Genomic DNA, 19824 nt, shown 5'->3' on the forward strand with positions numbered 1-19824 from the left:
TCACTCCCTTCCGAGTATGGTCGCGGCCGACTCCACGCCCTCGCGGGTGCCGATCACGATCAGGGTGTCCCCGCCGGCCAGCCGGAAGTCCGGCGTCGGCGAGGGGATGGCCTCGGCCCGGCGCAGTACGGCCACGATCGACACGCCGGTCTCGGTCCGCATGCGGGTGTCACCCAGCAGCCGTCCGTTCCAGTGGGAGACCGACGACAGCTCGATGCGCTCGGCGACCAGCCCCAGCTCCGTCGTGGACAGCAGGCTCGGACTGTGGTGGTCGGGCAGCAGGGCGTCGATCAGCGCCGCCGACTCGCCCGCGGAGAGCCGTACCGACAGGGCGCAGGCGTCGGGGTCGTCCTTCCGGTAGGCGCTCAGCGTCCGGCCGCCGTCCCGGTGCGCGACCACGGAGATACGGCGCTGCTCGCGGGTCGTCAGGTCGTACCGCACCCCGATTCCCGGCAACGGCGTACTGCTGAGGCGTGGAGTGCCCATGGCTGGTCCCCTGTCCGATGTCGATCTCGATGTCCGTTCACCCTACCGACGGGGCCATGGTTCAGGCGTTCGACGCCTGTGCGGGTGGCGGGCACGGGCCGTCCGCGGGCTCGACGGCCCGCGGACGGCCTCCCCCGGTCAGTCGGTCACTTCGACCTTGCCGTTGACCTCGACCGCGGCGGTGCCCGCCTTCGGAGCCGTGATGCTCTTGAGCAGCGCCGGAAGGTCGACCCCCGTGGTGGAGCCGAGCAGTTCGACGCCCTGCGCGACGTTGTCCGCGACCGTACGGGCGAGCTGGCTCGCCCCGTCCGTCGAGATCACCGTCATCTTGTCGATCGCGCTGAGCGGCTCGGACGCCTTGGCGACGACCTGCGGCAGCACCTCGACGAGCATCTGGAGCACGGCCGCGTCGCCGTACTGCGCGAACGCGTCGGCCTTCTTGCGCATCGCCTCGGCCTCGGCGGCGCCCTTCGCGCCGATCGCGGCGGCCTCGGCCTCACCCTCGATGCGGACGGCGTCGGCGAGCGCGGCGCGGTGCGCCTTCTCGCCCTCACCGGTGAGCCGCGACCGCTGGGCGTCCGCCTCGGCCTGCTTGACCAGGGCGACGCGACGGGCCTCGGCCTCCTGCTCCGCCTGGTAGCGGGCGGCGTCGGCGGGCTTGCGGACCTTGGTGTCCAGCTCGCGGTCGGTCAGCGCGGCCTGCCGCTGGGCGACCTTCTCCTGCTCGGCCAGGACCTCCTGGCGCCGCGCGGCCTCGGCCAGCGGACCGGCGGCGTCGGCACGCGCCGCCGCCTCGTCGGTCTCGGCCTTGATCTCCGCCGTCTTGAGGGCGAAGGTCCGCTGGGCGATCGCGATCTCCTCCTCGGCCTTCAGCCGGGCCTGCTCCGCGGCCCGCCGGGCCACCGCCTCGGCGATGTCGGCCTCCTGCCTGGCGCGGGCGGCCTCCGGCCTGCCGAGGTCCTCCAGGTAGGAGCCCTCGGTGGTGATGTCCTGGATCTGGAAGGCGTCGAGGACCAGTCCCTGCCCGGACAGGCTCGCCTCGGCCTCCTCCGCGACCTGGCCCGCGAACGCGGCGCGGTCCCGGATGATGTCCTCCACCGACATCCGGCCCACGATGGACCGCAGCGCGCCGGAGAGCACCTCCTGGGTGAAGCCGACGATGCCGTCCTGCTGCATCAGGAACCGCTGGGCCGCGGCGCGGATGGAGTCCTCCGTGCCGCCGACCTTGACGATGGCGACACCTTCGAGGTTCGCCTTGACGCCGCGCAGGGTGACCGCGCCCCGCACCGAGATCGGAATGTGCCGGGACGACAGGTCGAGGGTGAACTTCTGCTGCACGAACGGCACGACGAAGACACCGCCGCCGACCACGACCTTCTGGCCGCTGTTGTCGGTGAACACGCGACCGGTGTTCGGGTCGGTGGACTTCTTGCCGCGCCGGCCGGTGACGATGAACGCCTGGCTGGGCCCGGCCACCTTGTAGCGGGTGACGACGACGAGGGCGAGCAGCACGAGGAGTGCGACGACTCCCACGACGGCACCGAGAACTGGACTCATGATGTGATTCCCCCCTGCCGCCCCCCAGGCGGCAGATCAGTTGGAACGGATTCGGGCTGTGCCGGCCGTACGGACACGTGCCGTACGGCCGCGAGGGCGGACGGCGGACCGGCGAGAAGACGCCCCGCCCGCGCGGGTGTTCAGCTCCGGACGGGACGGACCGCCACCGACGTCGGCGACAGGGACTCCTCGACCCAGACCTCGGCCCCCCGGGCCACCGGCTCCGGGCTCCTGGCCGCCAGCTTCACCGGCTGGCCCGCCAGGTACACGAGCACTTCGCCGTAGCCGCCGACCGGGATCGGGGTGACGACGGAGCCGGAGCTGCCCACGAGGTCGGTGCCGCGCGGGGTGGCCGAGGGTTCGTCGCGCATCAGGGCGCGGCTGAACCGCCAGGTCAGCCAGGCCGCCGCGACACCGGCCACGACGCCGGCCGCGGTGGCGGGTCCGGTGCCGAGCCCGGTGGTGCCGAGCACCAGGGCCCCGCCGAAGCCGAGCATCGACACGAAACCGGCGATGACCGGCAGCGAGAGCAGCCCGTCGAAGAGGCCGTCCAGGAAGCCGGCCCCGCCGAACAGCCCCTCCAGGACACCGTCGAAGACGAGCGTCAGGGCCAGCAGGACGATTCCCGCGATGCCGAGACCCAGAAACAGAGTCAACCGGTCCACCTCCCCCTCACGCGCCGATCACCTCGGCCGACGGGCATTGTGTCAGCTTCGTACGCCTGTGCACATTGCCGTGGTCCGGCAATCTTTACGCGTTCTTGATGCTGCAGTGGCACGGCGGAACGGCCCGGAGCGGTCCGCCGGGCGGCGACCGGCATCAAGAAGGCGTAAAGACTGCCGGGAACCGGCAGTGCGCCGGCACCCGGCGCCGGGTCACGATGGCCGGGCAGAAACGGGGGGAGCACGGGGGACGGACAGGCCCCGGAACCGGAGCACCGCCTCAGGGCGCCCGGTACCGGGGTCGATCCTCATTCCCCCGCACGCCCCTCCTCGGACTTCCTCCGCGCCGAGGGGATCGGACGACCCCAGATGGATCTGCCGTACCCCGGCAGCGAGTTCCGCCCTCGCCGGCCCCTGCCGCGCCCGTATGCGCTAGAAAGACCCCGACGGCTCGACACGGCACGGGGGGCGCGGATGACGGGGCGGGACATACCCGAGGAGTACCTGACCGGGTACGCGGACATCCTCGCGGAGACCACCGCCACCGGCCGCCGGCTCACCCGCGACGAACTCGACTCCCGGCGGGCGCTGGGCGAACGGGCCGCCGAGGCCGGATTCGGACTCCGCGCGCTGGTCGGCGCCCATCTCGCGGCGGCGCGCGCGCACTGGCCGGCCGGCGCGGGAGACAGCACGCTCGCCGCCGTGGAGCAGACCGTCGACGCGTTCGCGGAGGGCTACGAGCGGGCCCAGCTCCTCGCCGTGCGCCAGGAGGAGGCCGTCCGCCGGGAGTTCATCGACGACCTCCTGCACGGCCGCAGCGACCTCGGTCTGCTCGCCGAGCGCGCCGAGCGGTTCGGGCTTCGGCTGTCGCACGCGCACGCCGTCGCCGTGGCCCAGGGCGCCACCGGGTACGACGAGGGGGACGCGGTCCCCCGGGACGTGGAGCGCGCGCTGTTCACCCGCTTCGGCGACCGCAGCATCCTGGTGACGACCAAGGACGGACGCCTCGTGTGCATCGCGCCCGGCGACCAGGAGGACGTGCTCACGTTCTTCGCGAAGCAGGCGCACGCGGCGACCGACGGCGGTCGCGTCGCCGTCGGGCGCTCGCAGCCGGGTCCCGGCGGTGTCGTCCACTCCTACGAGGAGGCCCTGAACGCGCTCGGCCTCGCAGACCGCCTGGGGTTCGACGCGCCCGTCCTGTACACCGCAGACCTCCTCGTCTACCCCGTCCTCACCCGCGACCGGCAGGCCATGGCCGACCTGGTCGCCAACACGCTGGGACCGCTGCGTTCGGCGCGCGGAGGCCCCGAGCCGCTCCTCGACACACTCGTCGCCTACTTCGACTCCGGCTGCGTCGCCGCGGAGGCCGCGCGGCGGCTGTCGCTGAGCGTCCGCGCGCTCACCTACCGGCTGGAGCGCATCCACAAGCTGACCGGGTCCAACCCCGCCGATCCGGTGCACCGGTACACGCTGCAGACCGCGGTCATCGGGGCCCGGCTGCTGGACTGGCCCGACAAGGACCTCTGAGCCACGCGCCGCCCACTCCCCCGGGGGACCCCCGGGGCAGGCAGCGGCGCCCGCGCACTCACTCGCCCTCGTCGCCCTCGCCGTCGTCGCCCTCGCCCTCGTCGCCCCGGCCGCCCCGGTCGTCCCCGCCGGGCTCTCCCACCTCGTCGCCCCCGTCGGCGGGGATGGTGTCGGCGGTCTGCCCGGAGTCCACGGGCGCGGCGGGCGGAGCCGTACCGGCGTCGGCCGGCGGTGTCGCGGCGGGCTCGACGGTCCGGGCCACCGTCCCGGTGCCCGGCTCGCCGCCGGGTGCCTCGCCCGACCCGTCGCCCGAGCCCCGCGCGGGCGTTCCGGTGGCCGGGGCGCTGTTGGACGGCGTCTCCTGCCGTCCGTTCTCCGGCCCGGTGTCGTCCGGCGAGAACATCGTCATGCCCGCCCACACCGCCAGCGCGAAGAGCGCGATGCCCGCGAGCACCGCGAGCGCCCCCGAGCGCCGGGCTGCCGTGTCCCCGCCACCCGAGCGCCCTCGGCGCGAAGGCGCGGCACGGGTGCCGCGGGCGGCGGTGGGCGCGGCGGCGGGCAGCCGGTAGGTCGTGGGGCCGCCGTTGTCGGCCGTCCCGGGCCGCTGCTGGCCCGGCGCGTGCGGCGGCTGGGCCCGGTGCGAGCCCGACGACGACTGCTGGGCCCGGTGCGACCCGGAGGAGGACTGCGGCTGGGCGCGGTGCGAGCCCGACGACGACTGCTGCTGGGCCCGGCGGGAGCCGGAGGGCTGCTCCGCCCTGCGGGGTGCCGGACCCGCCGCCTGGGGGAGCGGCTCGGCGTGGCCGCGCCACGCGCCCGCGCCGAACCAGTCCGCGACCTCCTGGGCGGTGGGCCGGTCCTCGGGCTGCTTCGCGAGGAGGCCGAGGAGGTAGTTCTCGAAGGCGGGCGGCAGCCGCACGCCCCGCTCGCGCGGCGGCACCGGAGCCATGTCGATGTGCTGGTGCAGGGTGATCGTCGCGGACTCGGCCTGGAACGGCGGCCGTCCGGTGAGGAGTTGGTAGAGCACGCAGCCCAGCGAGTAGACGTCCGAGGCGGCCGAGGCCGGGCGGCCGAGGGCGCGCTCGGGCGCGAGGTAGAGGCTGGTGCCGACGATCTGCCCGGCGGTGGTGAGGGCCGACGACGGGTCGTCGACGAAGCGGGCGATGCCGAAGTCGCCGATCTTCACGGTGCCCTGGGCGTCCGAGAGGAGGTTGCCGGGCTTGATGTCCCGGTGCACGATCCCCTCGCGGTGCGCGGCGGCGAGTCCCGCCGCGGCCTGGGTCGCCACGGCCGCGACCCGTTCGGTCCCCAGGGTGCCGGACTCGGTGAGCTCCTGGGCGAGGCTGCGGCCCTCGACCAGCTCCATGACCAGGTAGAAGCGGTCGTCCCAGGCGCCGAAGTCGAACACGGCGACGACGTACGGGTGGCTCAGCCGCGCCGCCGTCTGCGCCTCCAGCCGGAACCGCGCGGAGGACGCGCTGTCCGCCTCGTCCCCGAGCAGCAGCTTGACGGCCACGGCCCGGCCGAGCACCTCGTCGGTGGCCTGCCACACCTCACCCATGCCGCCACGGCCGATGGACGCCTGCAACCGATACCGCTCCGCGACGAGCACCAGCGAATCATCCTCACCACAGCAGTGGGCCAACACGACTGCCGCGAAAAGCACTTCAGCCTCTGCGGAAGCGCAGGCGGGGGGATCCGCAGCAGCCCAAGACTACCGACCCGGGCGGCCCCTCATGATCGCCCGTACTCGGCCGCCCGCCTCGGGCCGCATCATCACGCGGTCGAACGCCACGACCCGCCCCGTCGGCCCCTCCCGGGCCACCGGGTACATGTCCCCCCACCCCGGCGAACACCTCCGGGTCGTACCCCTGGGCGTCCATCCTCAGGTGGGGCCGGGGGCGGTCAGGCCGTCAAGTACCTTCTCCCTCAACCCGTCGAGCCCCCGGGCACCGATCTCCCGGGCGCTCCCACGGGACTTCGGGCGTGCTCGGGTGCGTGCCCGTCGAGTTCGTACGCGACGCGGACGAGCGGGACATGGGTGAACGCCTGCGGGAAATTGCCCAGTTGGCGTCCGGCCACCGGGTCGTACTCCTCCGCGAGGAGGCCGACGTCGTTGCGCAGGAGCAGCAGCCGTTCGAACAGGGCCCGCGCGTCGTCCTCGCGGCCGGTCATCAGCAGGGCGTCGGCCAGCCAGAACGAGCAGGCAAGAAAGGCCCCTTCGCCGCCGGCGAGGCCGTCCGCGCTGTCGTGGCCGCCGGTCGAGTAGCGGCGCACCAGCCCGTCGTCCGTGGTGAGTTCGCGTTCCACGGCGGCGACCGTGCCCACCACCCGCGGGTCGTCCGGCGGCAGGAAGCCGGTCTGCGGGATGAGCAGGAGTGCGGCGTCGAGCGCGCGCGAGCCGTAGAACTGCGTGAAGGTGCCCCGGACCGGGTCGAAGCCCCGGTCGCAGACCTCCCGGTGGATGCGGTCCCGGACCTCGCGCCAGTGGGCGACGGGACCGGGGCGCCCGTGCTCCTCGGACATCCGGACCGCCCGGTCGAACGCCACCCAGCACATGACCTTGGAGTGGACGTGGTGCCGAGGGGCCCCGCGTGTCTCCCACAGCCCCTGGTCGGGGCGGGTCCACACCTTCTCCAGGTGGTCGAGGACGGTCTGCTGGAGCGCGAGGAGGTGCCGTTCGGGCCGCAGCCCCGACCGCACCGACAGCGCGAGGGTCTCCATCACCTCACCGGGCACGTCGAGCTGCTGCTGCGCGGCGGCGCCGTTGCCGATCCGCACCGGCCGCGAACCCTCGTACCCGGGCAGCCAGTCGGCCGTCCACTCGGTGAGCCGGCGCTCGCCCGCGATCCCGTACATGATCTGGATGTCCTGCGGCCGTCCGGCCACGGCGCGTTCCAGCCAGCCCCGCCAGGCGTCCGCCTCGGTGGTGAAGCCGCTGCGCAGCATGGCCTCCAGGGTCATCCCGGCGTCGCGCAGCCAGCAGTAGCGGTAGTCCCAGTTGCGTACCCCGCCCGGGAGTTCGGGCAGCGAGGTGGTGGGCGCGGCGACGATGGCGCCGGTCGGCTCGTAGGTGAGCGCCTTGAGCGTGATCAGCGACCGTACGACCGCCTCGCGGTAGGTGCCGCCGTACGTCCAGGGCTTCAGCCACTCGCGCCAGTACTCCTCGGTGCGGCGCAGCGCGTAGAAGGGGTCCACGGGGGCGGGGGCGGGCAGGTGCGAGGCCTGCCAGGTCAGCACGGAGGCCACGCTCTCCCCCGCCGACACCGTGAACACGGCGCTGTGGGACTCGCCGTCCGGAAGGAGTTCGACGGGTGTCGACAACCACACGGACTCGGGTCCCGCGATGCCCGTCAACTGCCCTTCCGTACGGTGCATCCAGGGCACGACGCTGCCGTACTCGAAGCGCAGCCGCAGGTCCATGCGCAGGTCCACGGTGCCCGACAGGCCCTCGACGATGCGTACGACGCAGGGGGCGCCCTTGCGGCGCGGCATGAAGTCGACGACGGCGACCCGTCCCGTCGGGGTCTGCCACTCGGTCTCCAGGACGAGGGAGTCGCCCCGGTAGCGGCGGCGGACGGTGTTCCCCTCGTCCGGCACCGGGGCGACGAGCCACCGGCCGTTGTCCTCGTCGCCGAGCAGCGCGGCGAAGCATGCGGGCGAGTCGAACCGGGGCAGGCACAGCCAGTCGAGGCTGCCGTCGCGGCCGATGAGGGCGGCGGTCAGCAGGTCCCCGACGAGGGCGTAGTCCTCGATCCTTCCCGGCATGGGGTCAGTGTCGGACGGCTCGGGGCGGACGGCATCTCGAACGGGGCGGCACCGGGGGAGACGGCCTCACCCGGTCGGCCCGGTGCGCTGGTGGCGCGCGGCGACCGATGGTGCCGTTGGGGCAGGTCCCTCGGCGTCAGGCACTTCGGGGGGCTTCAGGGACCACAGGGACTTCAGGAGGCATACGCGATGAACCGTCCGCCCCGCCCGACCCGCCGCGGTGTCCGCGTCGCGGCCCCGGCACTGGCCGCGGCGGCGCTGCTGGCGACGGCAGCATGCTCGGCCGACGACGGCGACGCGCAGGGCGGCACGGCACGCTCGGCGGCCCCGGCGGCCGGGGAGCCCACGCCGCCTTCCCCCTCGGTCACCGTGGCCCGCACGCTCACCGAGGCGCAGGTGCGGACGGCGCTGATCAGCCCCGGCGACCTGGGCCCGGGATGGGCCGGGACGCAGGGCGCGGCCACCTGGCGGGACGCCCTCCTCAAGGGCCGCGTGGAGGAGGCCGACTGCCGGCGCCTGCTCGACGGCCTCTACACGGAAAGCCTGCTGGGGGAGCCCGCCGGGGCCCGCGCGGTCCTGGGGTTCGACAACTCCGGCAGCGGAGCCCAGCTCCGCCACCAGGCGGCCGCGTACGACAGGGCCGCCCTGGACGAGTCGCTGGCCTGGCTGGCAGCGGTCCCCCGGACGTGCCCCGAGTTCACCGCCACGGACGCCGCGGGCAACCAGTACACGGTCCGGGTCGAGGCTGCGGCCCCGCCCACCGTCGGCGAGGCGGGCGCGGGCCTGCACGTGAGTGTCACCGGCGGCTCGGACGAGGTCCCGGCGGCACTCACCCTGGACTTCGCCGCCGTCCGGGTGGGCGACAGCGCTCTCTCCCTCACCAACGGCGGCCTCACGGGCGCCGACACCGACGCGACGCTGCGGGCCACGGAGGCGGGCACGCGGCGGCTCCAGGAAGTCCTCGACGGAGGGACACCCGCGGCCCGTCCCTCGGTCGAGCAGGGCTGACGCCCCGCGGGCCCGGCGGGGCGCGGAACCCGCCGGGCCGGAGTGCGGACGCGCCCCGGAATGTGTCCGGTTCGGGCTCCCGCCGGCCCTTGACCTCAAGTCCACTGGAGGTCCGAGACTGGCCCCATGGACATCACGGCGGACAGCACGGGAACGGGCGGCGCGCACAACCCGCCCGGCAAGCACGGCACGCACGGCACCGGCGGCACCGGCGGCACGGACGGGGCGGACCGCGCGGCCGACATCGAGGCCGTCCGGCAGGTCGTCGCCGCCGTCCAGCACGCCCAACGGACCGAGGATTCCGACGAGTTCGTGAGCCTGTTCCGCGAGGACGCGATCTGGACCACCGGGCACGGCAGGCGGCTGATCGGCCGGGACGCGATCTCCGAGTTCACGCACCGGGTGCTGCCGGGCGCCATGAAGGGCGCGTTGCCCACCTACGAGGTCACGCACGTGCTGTTCGTCCGGCCGGACGTGGCCGCCGTGAAGGTCCGCCAGCGGTACACGGCACCCGGCGGAGGCCCGGTCGACGGGCAGCCCGAGGGCAGCCCGCTGTACGTGATCGCCCGGGAGGACGGGCGCTGGCTGCTCACCGCCTGCCAGAACACCGAGGTACTGGACGTGTAACCGGCCGTGCGGGGGGCGTAGTCGGAGGTGGCGAGGTCTGGTACTGCAGGTGAAGCGTGCGCGAGTATGGGGTTATGACCGCGGCCCATCGCGCCATGGCTCTCCTGGAGACCTGGCCGAACCTGGTAAGTGGCCCGCCCCGGTGCACCGTCGGGCAAGCCTTCGCATCGCGAGGACACGAGATCGTCCATTTCCATTCCGACGATTCCGCCGACCTCTATCTCACCCGTCCTGCGGTCGAACGGCTCCTCCCCCAACTCCAGCACGCCAGCGCCATAAGGGTCCGGCAGGGCGCCTCCTGGGTGACCGTGCTCCTCGACTGCGACGCCGACGTGCAGTTGCTGCTCGGGCTGGTGAGCGTCGCGCTCAAGGAGGACGGCGCGATGCCGCTGCGGCGCCCGTCGCCGCCGTGCGACTGGGAGCGCCCGCCGGCCGCCCCCGGACCGCGGCCGGGCGGCGCGGCCCGCAGGGTGGTGGAACGCCTCCTGGCGCCCGGCCACTGACACGGCGCCCGGCCGGCCGCCGGACGCGCCCGGACCGCGGGTGGCGGGTGGCGGGGGGCGGCGGATGGGGGGGCGGCGGACGGGAGTACGGGCCGCCGGGCCGCGGGGCGCTTCGGGCCCGATGACGTCCCATGGTGGGCAGGTCACGGCCGTACAGTCCGTGAACGGCCCTACGGCGGACGGGAGTCCGGGCCGCGCGGGTGCCCTCCGGACCGGGCCGCGACGGCCGGGGCGCCGATCCCTCGGTCCGGGCCGCGGGGTGCCTCAAGGGCCGGTGGCGTCCGCCCCGCCGGAGCCCGTCGCCGTCGGGGGCTCCCCCGAGCCCGCCGTCCCCGTCGGCTCGGGCGGGGCCGTTCCCACCACGTCCACCACCGCGCCGAGCCTCAACTGCTTGTACAGCCACATCGCGTCGCCGGACCGCAGCCCGATCACGCCGCCGGTGTGGTCGTAGTTGCCGGGCGCCTTCTCGTCCCAGGTGAGCGCGACGAGATACGTCGAACGGTCGTCGGGGGTCCGCAGCTCCATCACCCACGACCCCTTCACGTCGTAGCCGCCCTCGATGCCCACCGCGCCACCCGGCAGCGGGCTCGACTCGGCCTTGGCTGTGACCGTCATCGCCCCCGTCGGGGTGGGCGTCTTGTACCCGCCCGACGAGATCGGCAGGCTGCGTCCGTCGAAGGTCAGTTCACGCCGGGCGAGGTCGACCGTGACCGCCGCGACCGCGCTCGGTCCGTCCGCGGCGGGAGTCGTCGGCGCGGGCGTGGACACCCCGTGACTCGCGGCGGGCGGAACGGACCCGGTCTCCTCGCCGCCGTCGAGGACCACCGCCAGGACCAGGGCCAGGGCACCCGCCGCGGTGGCGCCGGCGGCGGCCAGCGAGAGCTGCCTGCGTCCCCTGCGGCGCACCGCGCGACGGCGGATCTCCGCGCCGGGCACCGGCACCGGTGTCTCGTGCTCCTGGGCCAGTTCGCGCAGCGCGGCGGTCAGTCCGGCGTCGGAGGACTCCCGGGGCAGGCCGGGCGTGGGTTCACCGGACACGGTCGTCCTCCCTCTCACCCAGTTCGTCGGCCTCGCCCAGCCGCCGTGCCAGAGCCGCCCGGCCACGGGACAACCGGGCCTTGACCGTCCCCACGGGCGCACCGGTTTCGGAGGCTACCTGCTCGACGCTCAAGTCGCACAGATGGTGCAGAACGACTGCCATCCGCTGCGCCTCGGGCAGTTCCCGCAACGCCCCCACGAGCACCGCGCGTTCGGGACCCGGCCCGGGCGTGTGCTCCGGCGGCGGATTGCGCCGCACCAGTTCCAGCCAGCGGCGGGCCCGGCGCCAGCGGCTCACCGCGAGCCGCATCGCGACCGTGCGTATCCACGCCTCGGGCGCCCCGTCGGCCAGGAACTCGCGCCGCCGGTCCCAGGCGCGTACGAACGCCTCCTGGACCACGTCCTGCGCCTCCCCGTGGTCACCGGTGAAGGCGTAGAGCTGGCCGGTCAGCCGCGGGAACGCGGCGGCGTAGAACGTGTCGAACTCTTCCTCGGTCATACCCCCCGCCACGCCCCCGCCGAATCTTCGCGAACTCCCGTGCAACCCGGGTGCCTCCGCCGTGCGTACAGGTCCCGTACGCCGCGTACATCGAAGCACAGACCAGGGGGACGACCATGACCACGGGGACCGGAGCCGTCATCGGCGGGCGCAGGGACAGGGCCGGACGCAGACCGCGCCACGGCCGGGCCGGGATCGCGGCGGCCCTCGCCGTCCTCGCCCTCACCGGCTGCACGGCGCAGGCGGCCGGGGGGACGCCGCAGCCGCGGGAGACCGGGCCGCGGGACACGGACCGGCCGGTCACGAGCCCGACCCCGAAGCCCACGGCGACTCCGCCCAGGACACTCGACGGGATACGGGTCAACATCGCCGAGGGTCAGACCGTCGGCGTGGGGATGCCCGTCTCCGTCACCTTCGACAGACCCGTGCCCGCGGGCGAGAGGGCCGATGTGGAAAGGCAGTTGAAGGTGACGGCGGCGGGTGTGCGCGGTTCGTGGAGCTGGGTCCGGGACCGCAACCTGCACGACGGACAGCGCGTCGACTTCCGGCCGCGCGAACACTGGGCTCCCGGAACCGAGGTCACCGTCCGCGCCGGCGCGGGAATCACCCGGCACTTCACCGTCGGACGCTCCCTCGTCGCCACCGTCGACGTGCGCTCCCACACGATGACGGTCGACAAGGGCGGCGAGAAGCGCACCGTCCCCATCACCGCGGGCGCCCCCGGCATGGACACCTGGAACGGCACGATGGTCGTCCTGGACAAGCAGCGACGGGTGTTCATGGACTCCCGCACGGTGGGCTACGGGGACGCGTACGCGGGCTACTACGACTACGCCGTGCACCTCACCACCTCGGGCACCTACCTCCACCAGAACCCGAAGGCGAACACGTACGCCGGCCGGCGGAACGTCACGCACGGCTGCGTGGGCCTCGCGACGGACGGCACCGCGCGGCGGTTCTACGACGAGGTGATACCCGGTGACGTCGTCCGCGTCACCGGCTCCACGGAGACCGTCGACGCCGGCAACGGCTACGGCGGCTGGAACCTGAGCTGGAAGGACTGGCGAGCGGGCAGCGCGCTCGACTGACCATGGACGAAGACGAATTCACCGCCCTCGCCGCGGAGTTCTGGCCGCGCGCCGTACGTACCGCCCGACTGCTCACGGGGGACCGTGGCGAGGGCCGGGGCGACGCGGCCGAACGGCTGGCCCGGGCGGCGCTGGCGCGGGTGTACGCGCGGCGGCGCCGGATCCCGGCGGACGACGCGGAGTTCTACGTGCGGCGGGCCCTCGTCCGGGGGCACCTGCGCCGGGCCCGCCGTCGTCGGCTGCCCGTCGGGCGCCCCGGACGCGCCCCGGTGGCGTACACCCCCGATCCGCTCGACCCGCTGACCGAGGTGCTGGCCGGCCTGCCGCCCCGGCGCCGGGCGGTGGCCGTCCTGCACCACTGGGACGGCCTGTCCCTCCGCGAGACGGCCGCGCTCCTGGTCTGCTCGCCCGGCGCGGTCAGAGCGCACGCGCGGCGGGCCGTGAAGGCCCTGCGGGCCCACCCCGCCTACACCGGCACCGCCCTCCCCGGGAGCCCGCCGGTGTCCCGCCCGCTCCCCGTGCCCTTCCTCCGCACGGCGGACCGCGTCCACCGACGGCTGCGCAGGCGCGCCTCGGCCCTGCTGGTGACGGCGGGCGCCCTGCTCCTGACGCCGCCGGTACTGGGAGCCGTGCGCGGCGGGGCCGACGGGGCCGGGCGGGAGGCCGTTCCCGTCGCTCGGACGACGGTCCGCGTCGTGACGCCCGGCGAGCACGTCGGCGCCGCGCCGGGGGTCGAACTCTGGCTCACGAGGGAGGGCACGCACTGGTCGGCGCCGCGGCGGCCGGACCGGTTCCAGCCGGCCGGCGGGAGACGGGCGGAGGCCACCCTGACCCTGCGGTCGGGGCCGGCCGCCGGGAGGCACCGCTTCCTCACCGGCGTCCTGCGGAGCCCGCGTGAACCGTCCCGCGTCGAACTCGCCACGCGCGAAGGGACGTTCACCGCGCGCGTCGTGACACTCGCGGGCAGCCCCGGCTGGTCGGCCTGGTACGTGGACGCCCCGGTCCGGCAGTCCGAGGGGCCGTCGGGCGGGGCGACCGTGACGGCCTACGGCGTCTCCGGCGAGATCCTGGCGCGCACGGGCGGCTCCCCGTGAGCGCCCGCCTGCGCGCACTGCGCACCCATCTGCGCCGCATCAGGCCGCGGCTGGTCCGCCGCGTCCTCGCCGCCCTGCTGTCGCTGGCCGTCGCGGCCTGCGCGGCCGTCGTCGTCGCGTACCGCCTGACCGGCATCCCCGAGCCGCACCCCGAGACCGTCAGCCAGAGCACGGTGTTCGTCGACTCGGAGGGCGACTACCTGGGCCGGCGCGGCCCGGTCGACCGCCAGGACGTCCCGCTGAAGCAGGTGCCGCGGCACGTCCAGGACGCGGTGATCGCCGCCGAGAACCGCTCCTTCCGCACCGACTCGGGAGTCGCGCCCACCGCGGTCCTGCGGGCCGCGCTCGCGGCCGTGACGGGCGGCGAGCGGCAGGGCGGGTCGACGATCACCCAGCAGTACGTGAAGAACGCCCTGCTCAGCCCCGAGCAGTCGCTGGAACGCAAGGCCCGCGAGGCGCTCATCGCCGTGAAGCTGGACCGCACACGGTCCAAGGACGAGATCCTGGAGGGCTACCTCAACACGGTCTACTTCGGCCGCGGCGCCGCCGGTGTCGAATCGGCCGCGCGGAACTACTTCGGGGTCGGGGCACGGGACCTGTCGGTCTCCCAGGGCGCGGCCCTCGCAGCCCTCGTCAACATCCCCTCGTACTACGAGCGGGCGGGCTCCGACGCGAAGGTGACCAGGACACTGGAGCGGCGCTGGGCGTGGGTGCTCGACGCGATGGAGGACTCGGGCGCGATCGGCGCGCGGCAGCGCGCGGCGGCCCGCTTCCCGGCGTTCCGCTTCTATCCGCCGGGTGCCACGGACGGCCGGCGGCAGTATCTGATCGACGTGGCCGCCGAGGAGGCCGCCGACCGGCTCGGCATCACGCAGGACCAGCTGGCGCGCGGCGGCTACACCGTGCGCACCACGTTCGACCTCTCGCTCCAGGACGCGACGGCGGAGCTGGTGCGCGACCGTACGCCCGCGGGCGGCGGGAAGGCCGCCCGGCTGCACACCGCGGTCGTCGCGACGGTCCCGGGCGACGGCGCGGTCCGGGTGCTGTACGGCGGCGCTGACTACGCCCACCAGCCGTTCAACGACGCCGTGGACGGGGCCGTCGAGGCGGGCACCGCCCTCGAACCGTTCACCTCCGCGGCCGTCAGGCCCGGCGGTCCGCTGGCCGGTCTGCCGCGCGAGAGCGCGCCCACTCCCGTACGGCTGAACTCCGCGTACGCGGCGGTGGCGGCCGGGGGCGGCTACGCGGCCCCGTACACCGTCACGAGGATCACCCGCGGCGGCCGGACCGTCCACACCACTCGCCCGTCGACCAGGACGGTGCTGCACGAGAAGGAGGCCGCGGTGATCACCGGTCTGCTGCGCGGTCCGTCCTCGGCGGCGGGACCTTCCGCCGCCGAGGACGGCGAGCCGACCGCGCACACGGCGGGGGCGGGCAGCGGTCCGGGCACGCGCACGGTCTGGCAGCACCTCTACTCGTCCCGGCTCGCGCTCACCGTCGCCCTGTTCGCCGAGCGGAACGGGCGACCCGCCCGGGTCGCGGGCCTCACCGGCCGGCTCGGTCCCGCCGAGTACGCGGTACGGGAGGCCTCGGACCTGTGGCGGCTGACGGGTGTCCCCGGGGCGGCGGCCGGTTCCGCCGTCCCCGGGAGGACCCCGCCGGGTGGCGGGCGGGACGGTGCCGTGGTGCCGTTGAGTGGTGTCCGGTGACCAGGTCCAGCCCCAGCCGCCCATCCTGCTCACCCCGGCGGACCTGGCGGCGCTCTCGGAGGCCGTGCGGCGCTCCGAGGGCGTCCAGGAGCACGCGGAGCGGCTGCTCGCGGAGCTGACGCTCACCCGGCAGCTCCTGGACGGCTGCCCGGCGGGCGTCGCCGTCCTGGACAGCGAGCTGCGGTACCTGTACATCAACGACGCGCTCGCCCGTCTCAACGGCCTCCCCGCCGAGGACCACCTCGGCCGCAGGCTGCGGGACATCCTGCCGGACCTGGAGTCCTCCGAGCAGCTCCTCGGCCAGGTGCTGCGGACCGGGGCGCCGCAGGTCATCACCGTCGGCGGGCAGACCCCGGCGGTCGACTCGCCGGACAAGCGGTGGTGGCTGGGCGCGTACCACCGGCTGGACAACGAGTCCGGCGAGGTCCTCGGTGTCGCCGGTGTCGTCCTGGAGGTCACGGAGGCGCTGCGCGGCCGCGAGCACCTCGTACGGGCCGGGAACCGGATGGCGCTGCTCGACGAGGCGAACCGCAGCACCGGCTCGACGCTCGACCTCGGAAGGGCCTGCCAGGCGCTCGCCGACCTGCTCGTCCCCCGCTTCGCGGACTACGCGGCGGTGGACGTGGTCGACCCCGAGGGCACCCCCCGGGTCCCGTCCGAGCGCTATCCGCTGAGGCTGCGCCGCATCGCGCTGTCCACGACGCCCGAACTGACCGAGACGACGTCCCGGATGGGCCGGCTCGGCGAGTTCGTCGTGCACCGGGCCGGCTCCCCCATGGCCCATGTGCTGGCCGACCGGAGCCCGCTCGTCCTCAGCCACCCCGACGACGAGGCGATGCGGCAGTTCTCGCCGTCGTCCGGCGGGGAGGAGCACTACCTCCAGATGGGCGCGAACTCGGGGATCTACCTGCCCCTCGCGGTCCGTGACGACCTGGTGGGCGCGGTGATGGTCTTCCGGGTCGGCGACTCGCCCCCGCTCACGGCGGAGGACACCGGGCTGCTCGGCGACCTCACCGACCGGGCCGCGACGGGCATCGCCCACGCGGTCCGCTTCACCCGCGAGCACGAGACGGCCCTGGAGATGCAGCGCGCGTTCCTGAACGCGCCCACGGTCACAGGACCGGGCGTGGAGACCCTGGGCCGCTACCTCCCGGCGGGGTCGGGGGCGGAGGTGGGGGGCGACTGGTTCGACACCCTCGCGCTGCCGCACGACCGCACGCTGCTGGTGGTGGGGGACGTCATGGGCCACGGCATCCGGGCCGCGGCCGCGATGAGCGAGTACCGCTCGGTGCTGCGCACGCTGGCCATCCAGGGCAGCAGCCCCGACTTCATCCTGCTCCAGGCCGAACGCACCGCCCTCACCCTGGAGCTGGACCGGGTGGCCACCTGCCTGCTCGCGCTCCTCGACCCGCGTCAGGAACGCGTCACGTTCTCCAACGCGGGGCACGTACCGCCGCTGCTCGTCACCCCCGACGGCACCCGCACCCTGCTCAACCTGCCCGTCGCCCCGCCGCTGGGCGTCGGCCTCGGCTCGTTCTCGGCCACCACCGTGCCGCTCCCGCCGGGGTCGCTGCTCGTGCTGTGCACCGACGGCCTGGTCGAACGCCGCGACCGCGACATCGAGACCGGCCTGCGCACCTTCGCCACGCTCCCCCTCGCCCCCGGGGAGCCGCTCCCGGCACTCCTGGACACGGTCATCAGCCACCTCGACCCGTCGACCTCCGAGGACGACGTCGCCGTCCTGCTGGCCCGCACCAGGGCCCCCGGCTCGGACCGGGACGACACCAGCCGGCTCCCCGCGGGCTGGGTCAACTGGCCGGGCTCACCGCCGTACTGAGCCGATACGGCGGTCGAGGTGCACGACCACGTGGTCGTGGAAGCGGTCCACGGCCTCGTCGACGCTGCGGATGAACCCGGACTCGGCATTGCCCCGGGTGTTGCCCATGCCCCGGAACAGGGAGAGCCGGAACCCGCTGATCGCGGCGTTGTCCCTTGGGAGGATGTCGCCCGGTTCGCGCCGCAGCCGCTCCAGGGTGCCGCGCGGTCCCGCAGCCCCGTCGGCTAGCAGCGTCTCCACGTGCAGGTCGGCCGGGGCGTCCGAGAGGTCGCGGACCAGCCGCTTGGCCCAGGTGAGCGGGGAGCCCTGTTCGGGGGCGGCGATCCCGATGGACGTACGAAGCTTGCCGGTGCGCAGGTCGGCGCCGAGGGCGAGGATGCCGGAGCTGCCCTCGATACGGAGTTCCGAGTCCAGCCGGCCCGCCAGGCAGAGCCGGTCGGCGAGTTCGGCCCGGCGCTCGCTCGGGCCGGTTCCGCGCTTCGTCCGCTGGACGGGCAGCACCTTCTGCCCGAGTTCACCGCCGAGCCGCAGGCACACCTGCCGGACGAGCCGCTCCCAGCTCTCGACGACGTCGACGGCCCGCCGGTCGCCCTGGCACAGGGTCTCGTCGTCGATCCCGTTGCGCACGGGCACCCAGGCCGGACCCATGTTCTGGAATCCGTGGCAGCCGGAGTTCTCGTGCTGGAGGTAGTGCAGGAGTTCCTGGAGCAGCCAGGCGTGCGCGGCGTTGCCCACTCCCTCGTGGCGGATCAGCATCCGGGCCTGGTGGGTGACGTCGGCCCACGACAGGTGCCTGAGCGCCACCTTGTGCTTGCGGCGGCCGTCCACCTTCACCTCCACCAGCGGGCTGCCCTCCAGCTCCACGTCGTTGGAGAGGGTGACCACCGCCTCGTATCCGCGCCGGGCCGCGATGTCCACGTACGCCTGCACCTGTTCGGACTTGAGGGGGTTGCCGTTGGTCTTCGTCTCGACCAGCGCGGTCCACAGCTTGCCGGCGCGCTCGACGCGGATCACCCCGTCGGGCCTGCGCGGGGAGTTGCCGTTCGGCAGCGAGACCTCCGTGAACGTCTCGGTCCGTCCCGCGGGGGCGCCGAACGCCGCGGTGAGCCGCCTGCCGAACTCCGGCACCTGGGCCATCACGGACAGCAGCACGGAGGTCGCCCGTGTCTCCCGGTCCCGGTCGTTCTTGAGCGCGGACACCGGGAAGAGCCGGGCGGCCCGCCAGGTGTCGTTGTCGGCGAGGGACTTCCTCGCCACCTTGGGCAGCGTGACCTTCTTCTTGGCGGTCCTGGGGCGGGGCACCGCCGCGGAGGCCGGGGTGGACGGCCCGCCGCCTTCCCGGTCGGCGGGTGCGGCAGGGGCGCAAGCGGGAGCCGGGGCGGAGACCGCGGCTGTCGCTGCGGCCGCGGCGGGCAGTGGAGCCGCGGCGACGGGGGCGGGCGCCGCCACGACCGCCGGCGCGGGTACCGGGGCCGACGCGGGTGCGGGCGCAGGTCGTGACGCGGTCAGGGGCGGGGCCGCGGCCTCCACCGCGGATGCCGCCTCCGGCGCCGCGTACCCGGCCCGGGCCGGGCCCTCCGGCTGCGGAGCCGCTGCTTCCGCCTCCTCCGCGTCGTCGTCGATGTCGACGCCGTAGTCCTGCGCGAGACCGGCGAGCCCCGCCTCGTACCCCTGTCCGATGGCGCGGAACCGCCAGTCCCCGGAACGCCGGTAGAACTCGCCGAAGAGCAGGGCACCGACCGCCCCGGCGTCCTCGATGGAGAACCGGAGCAGGCTCTCCCCCGAGCCGTCGGCGAGCGTCATCCGGACGTCGTCGAAGTCGCCGAACCGGGCTCCGTTGTAGCGGCTGGCGGCCACGACGACCTGCTCCACGTCCGCGGGGATCGCCGTCAGGTCGAAGGTGATGCGGTCCTCGCTGCCGTTCGCCGTGGGCGTCTTGCCCAGCAGGTGCACCGAACCGTCCGCCGCCACGGGGTTGTTGTAGAAGTAGAAGTCCGCGTCGCTGCGGACCCTGCCGTCCGCCGCCAGCAACAGCACGGACACGTCCGCGTCCCCCTCGCCCGTCGGACTGCTCCAGCCCAGGCTCACCATCACCGAGCCCACGTCCTCGCTCAGCGAGGCGAGCCCGACGTTGGATCCCTTGACCATCTCGTGCACGAGGCCCCCCGGATGCACCGCCGCACAGGGCATCCCCGAGCGGCCCGTTCGTCGCAATGTGTGACGCGCCGGACACCCAGCGCATCTGGGGGAACTGTAGCGACGGAACCGGGGGCGCAGGTCCGGAACGGCATACCCCGGCCGACCGCCGAGGGGCGCAGGGCGTGGTGCGCGAGGGTGTGGAGGACAGGCTCGCGAGGGCGCGGGCCGCGCTAGTGCGGGCCGGCGGCCGCGGCGCTGACCAGGGCGGCCACGGCGATCACC

16 protein-coding genes are annotated in these 19824 nt (G+C 74.5%); 8 read left to right on the top strand and 8 right to left on the bottom strand.

Annotated features, from left to right (window positions below; translation table 11 throughout):
- The 3 genes from IE265_RS25125 to IE265_RS25135 all read right to left on the bottom strand — a co-directional run bounded on the left by IE265_RS25125 (position 1) and on the right by IE265_RS25135 (position 2699).
- Positions 1-486, bottom strand: a complete 486-nt coding sequence (locus IE265_RS25125; RefSeq protein ID WP_190037949.1) for a cation:proton antiporter regulatory subunit — start codon at positions 484-486, stop codon at positions 1-3.
- A gap of 138 nt (positions 487-624) precedes the next feature.
- Entirely contained in the window at positions 625-2043 is a 1419-nt protein-coding gene (locus tag IE265_RS25130) for a flotillin family protein (protein WP_190037950.1), read from the bottom strand.
- A 140-nt stretch (positions 2044-2183) separates the two neighbouring features.
- Positions 2184-2699: an NfeD C-terminal domain-containing protein gene (locus tag IE265_RS25135; RefSeq protein WP_190037951.1), complete on the bottom strand. Its 516-nt coding sequence runs from the start codon at positions 2697-2699 to the stop codon at positions 2184-2186.
- A gap of 480 nt (positions 2700-3179) precedes the next feature.
- Here IE265_RS25135 and IE265_RS25140 point away from each other — a divergent pair, with 480 nt between their 5' ends.
- Entirely contained in the window at positions 3180-4232 is a 1053-nt protein-coding gene (locus tag IE265_RS25140; protein WP_190037952.1) for a PucR family transcriptional regulator, read from the top strand.
- 58 nt (positions 4233-4290) lie between these two features.
- On the opposite strand, the gene IE265_RS25145 is transcribed toward IE265_RS25140, so the two are convergent.
- Together IE265_RS25145 and IE265_RS25150 are read right to left on the bottom strand one after the other, a co-directional pair.
- Complete coding sequence (locus IE265_RS25145; RefSeq protein ID WP_190037953.1) at positions 4291-5844, bottom strand: serine/threonine-protein kinase; 1554 nt, start codon at positions 5842-5844, stop codon at positions 4291-4293.
- A 317-nt stretch (positions 5845-6161) separates the two neighbouring features.
- Positions 6162-8000, bottom strand: coding sequence for a glycoside hydrolase family 15 protein (locus IE265_RS25150; RefSeq protein WP_190037954.1), 1839 nt, complete (start codon positions 7998-8000; stop codon positions 6162-6164).
- A gap of 189 nt (positions 8001-8189) precedes the next feature.
- Between IE265_RS25150 and IE265_RS25155 the strand changes: the two genes are divergently transcribed.
- The 3 genes from IE265_RS25155 to IE265_RS25165 all read left to right on the top strand — a co-directional run bounded on the left by IE265_RS25155 (position 8190) and on the right by IE265_RS25165 (position 10138).
- Entirely contained in the window at positions 8190-9008 is an 819-nt protein-coding gene (locus tag IE265_RS25155; protein WP_190037955.1) for a hypothetical protein, read from the top strand.
- A gap of 126 nt (positions 9009-9134) precedes the next feature.
- Positions 9135-9635: an SgcJ/EcaC family oxidoreductase gene (locus IE265_RS25160; RefSeq protein ID WP_190037956.1), complete on the top strand. Its 501-nt coding sequence runs from the start codon at positions 9135-9137 to the stop codon at positions 9633-9635.
- Between the two features lie 74 nt (positions 9636-9709).
- On the top strand, positions 9710-10138 hold the full coding sequence (locus IE265_RS25165) for a luciferase domain-containing protein (protein WP_190037957.1): 429 nt from the start codon (positions 9710-9712) through the stop codon (positions 10136-10138).
- A 264-nt stretch (positions 10139-10402) separates the two neighbouring features.
- Here IE265_RS25165 and IE265_RS25170 read toward each other — a convergent pair whose 3' ends face one another.
- Together IE265_RS25170 and IE265_RS25175 are read right to left on the bottom strand one after the other, a co-directional pair.
- Entirely contained in the window at positions 10403-11176 is a 774-nt protein-coding gene (locus tag IE265_RS25170) for a L,D-transpeptidase (protein ID WP_190037958.1), read from the bottom strand.
- Positions 11166-11675 carry a SigE family RNA polymerase sigma factor gene (locus IE265_RS25175; RefSeq protein ID WP_190037959.1) on the bottom strand — a complete coding sequence of 170 codons (510 nt, stop codon included), beginning with the start codon at positions 11673-11675 and terminating at the stop codon, positions 11166-11168. The genes IE265_RS25170 and IE265_RS25175 overlap by 11 nt, the downstream gene beginning before the upstream one ends.
- Positions 11676-11791: 116 nt before the next feature.
- Between IE265_RS25175 and IE265_RS25180 the strand changes: the two genes are divergently transcribed.
- Genes IE265_RS25180 through IE265_RS25195 form a run of 4 tightly spaced genes read left to right on the top strand, consistent with a single transcriptional unit; the run spans position 11792 to position 17403 of the window.
- Positions 11792-12763, top strand: coding sequence for a L,D-transpeptidase (locus tag IE265_RS25180; RefSeq protein WP_190037960.1), 972 nt, complete (start codon positions 11792-11794; stop codon positions 12761-12763).
- A gap of 2 nt (positions 12764-12765) precedes the next feature.
- Complete coding sequence (locus tag IE265_RS25185) at positions 12766-13857, top strand: sigma factor-like helix-turn-helix DNA-binding protein (protein ID WP_190037961.1); 1092 nt, start codon at positions 12766-12768, stop codon at positions 13855-13857.
- A complete protein-coding gene (locus tag IE265_RS25190; RefSeq protein ID WP_190037962.1) occupies positions 13854-15566 on the top strand; it encodes a transglycosylase domain-containing protein in 1713 nt (570 codons plus the stop codon). Before IE265_RS25185 ends, IE265_RS25190 begins: the two co-directional genes overlap by 4 nt.
- Positions 15556-17403 carry a SpoIIE family protein phosphatase gene (locus IE265_RS25195; RefSeq protein WP_190037963.1) on the top strand — a complete coding sequence of 616 codons (1848 nt, stop codon included), beginning with the start codon at positions 15556-15558 and terminating at the stop codon, positions 17401-17403. Before IE265_RS25190 ends, IE265_RS25195 begins: the two co-directional genes overlap by 11 nt.
- On the opposite strand, the gene IE265_RS25200 is transcribed toward IE265_RS25195, so the two are convergent.
- Complete coding sequence (locus tag IE265_RS25200; RefSeq protein ID WP_190037964.1) at positions 17389-19551, bottom strand: TerD family protein; 2163 nt, start codon at positions 19549-19551, stop codon at positions 17389-17391. The two genes, IE265_RS25195 and IE265_RS25200, sit on opposite strands and share 15 nt — an antisense overlap.
- Positions 19552-19824 lie beyond the last annotated feature (273 nt).

Source organism: Streptomyces fructofermentans, from assembly GCF_014651055.1.
GTDB classification, from domain to species: domain Bacteria; phylum Actinomycetota; class Actinomycetes; order Streptomycetales; family Streptomycetaceae; genus Streptomyces; species Streptomyces fructofermentans.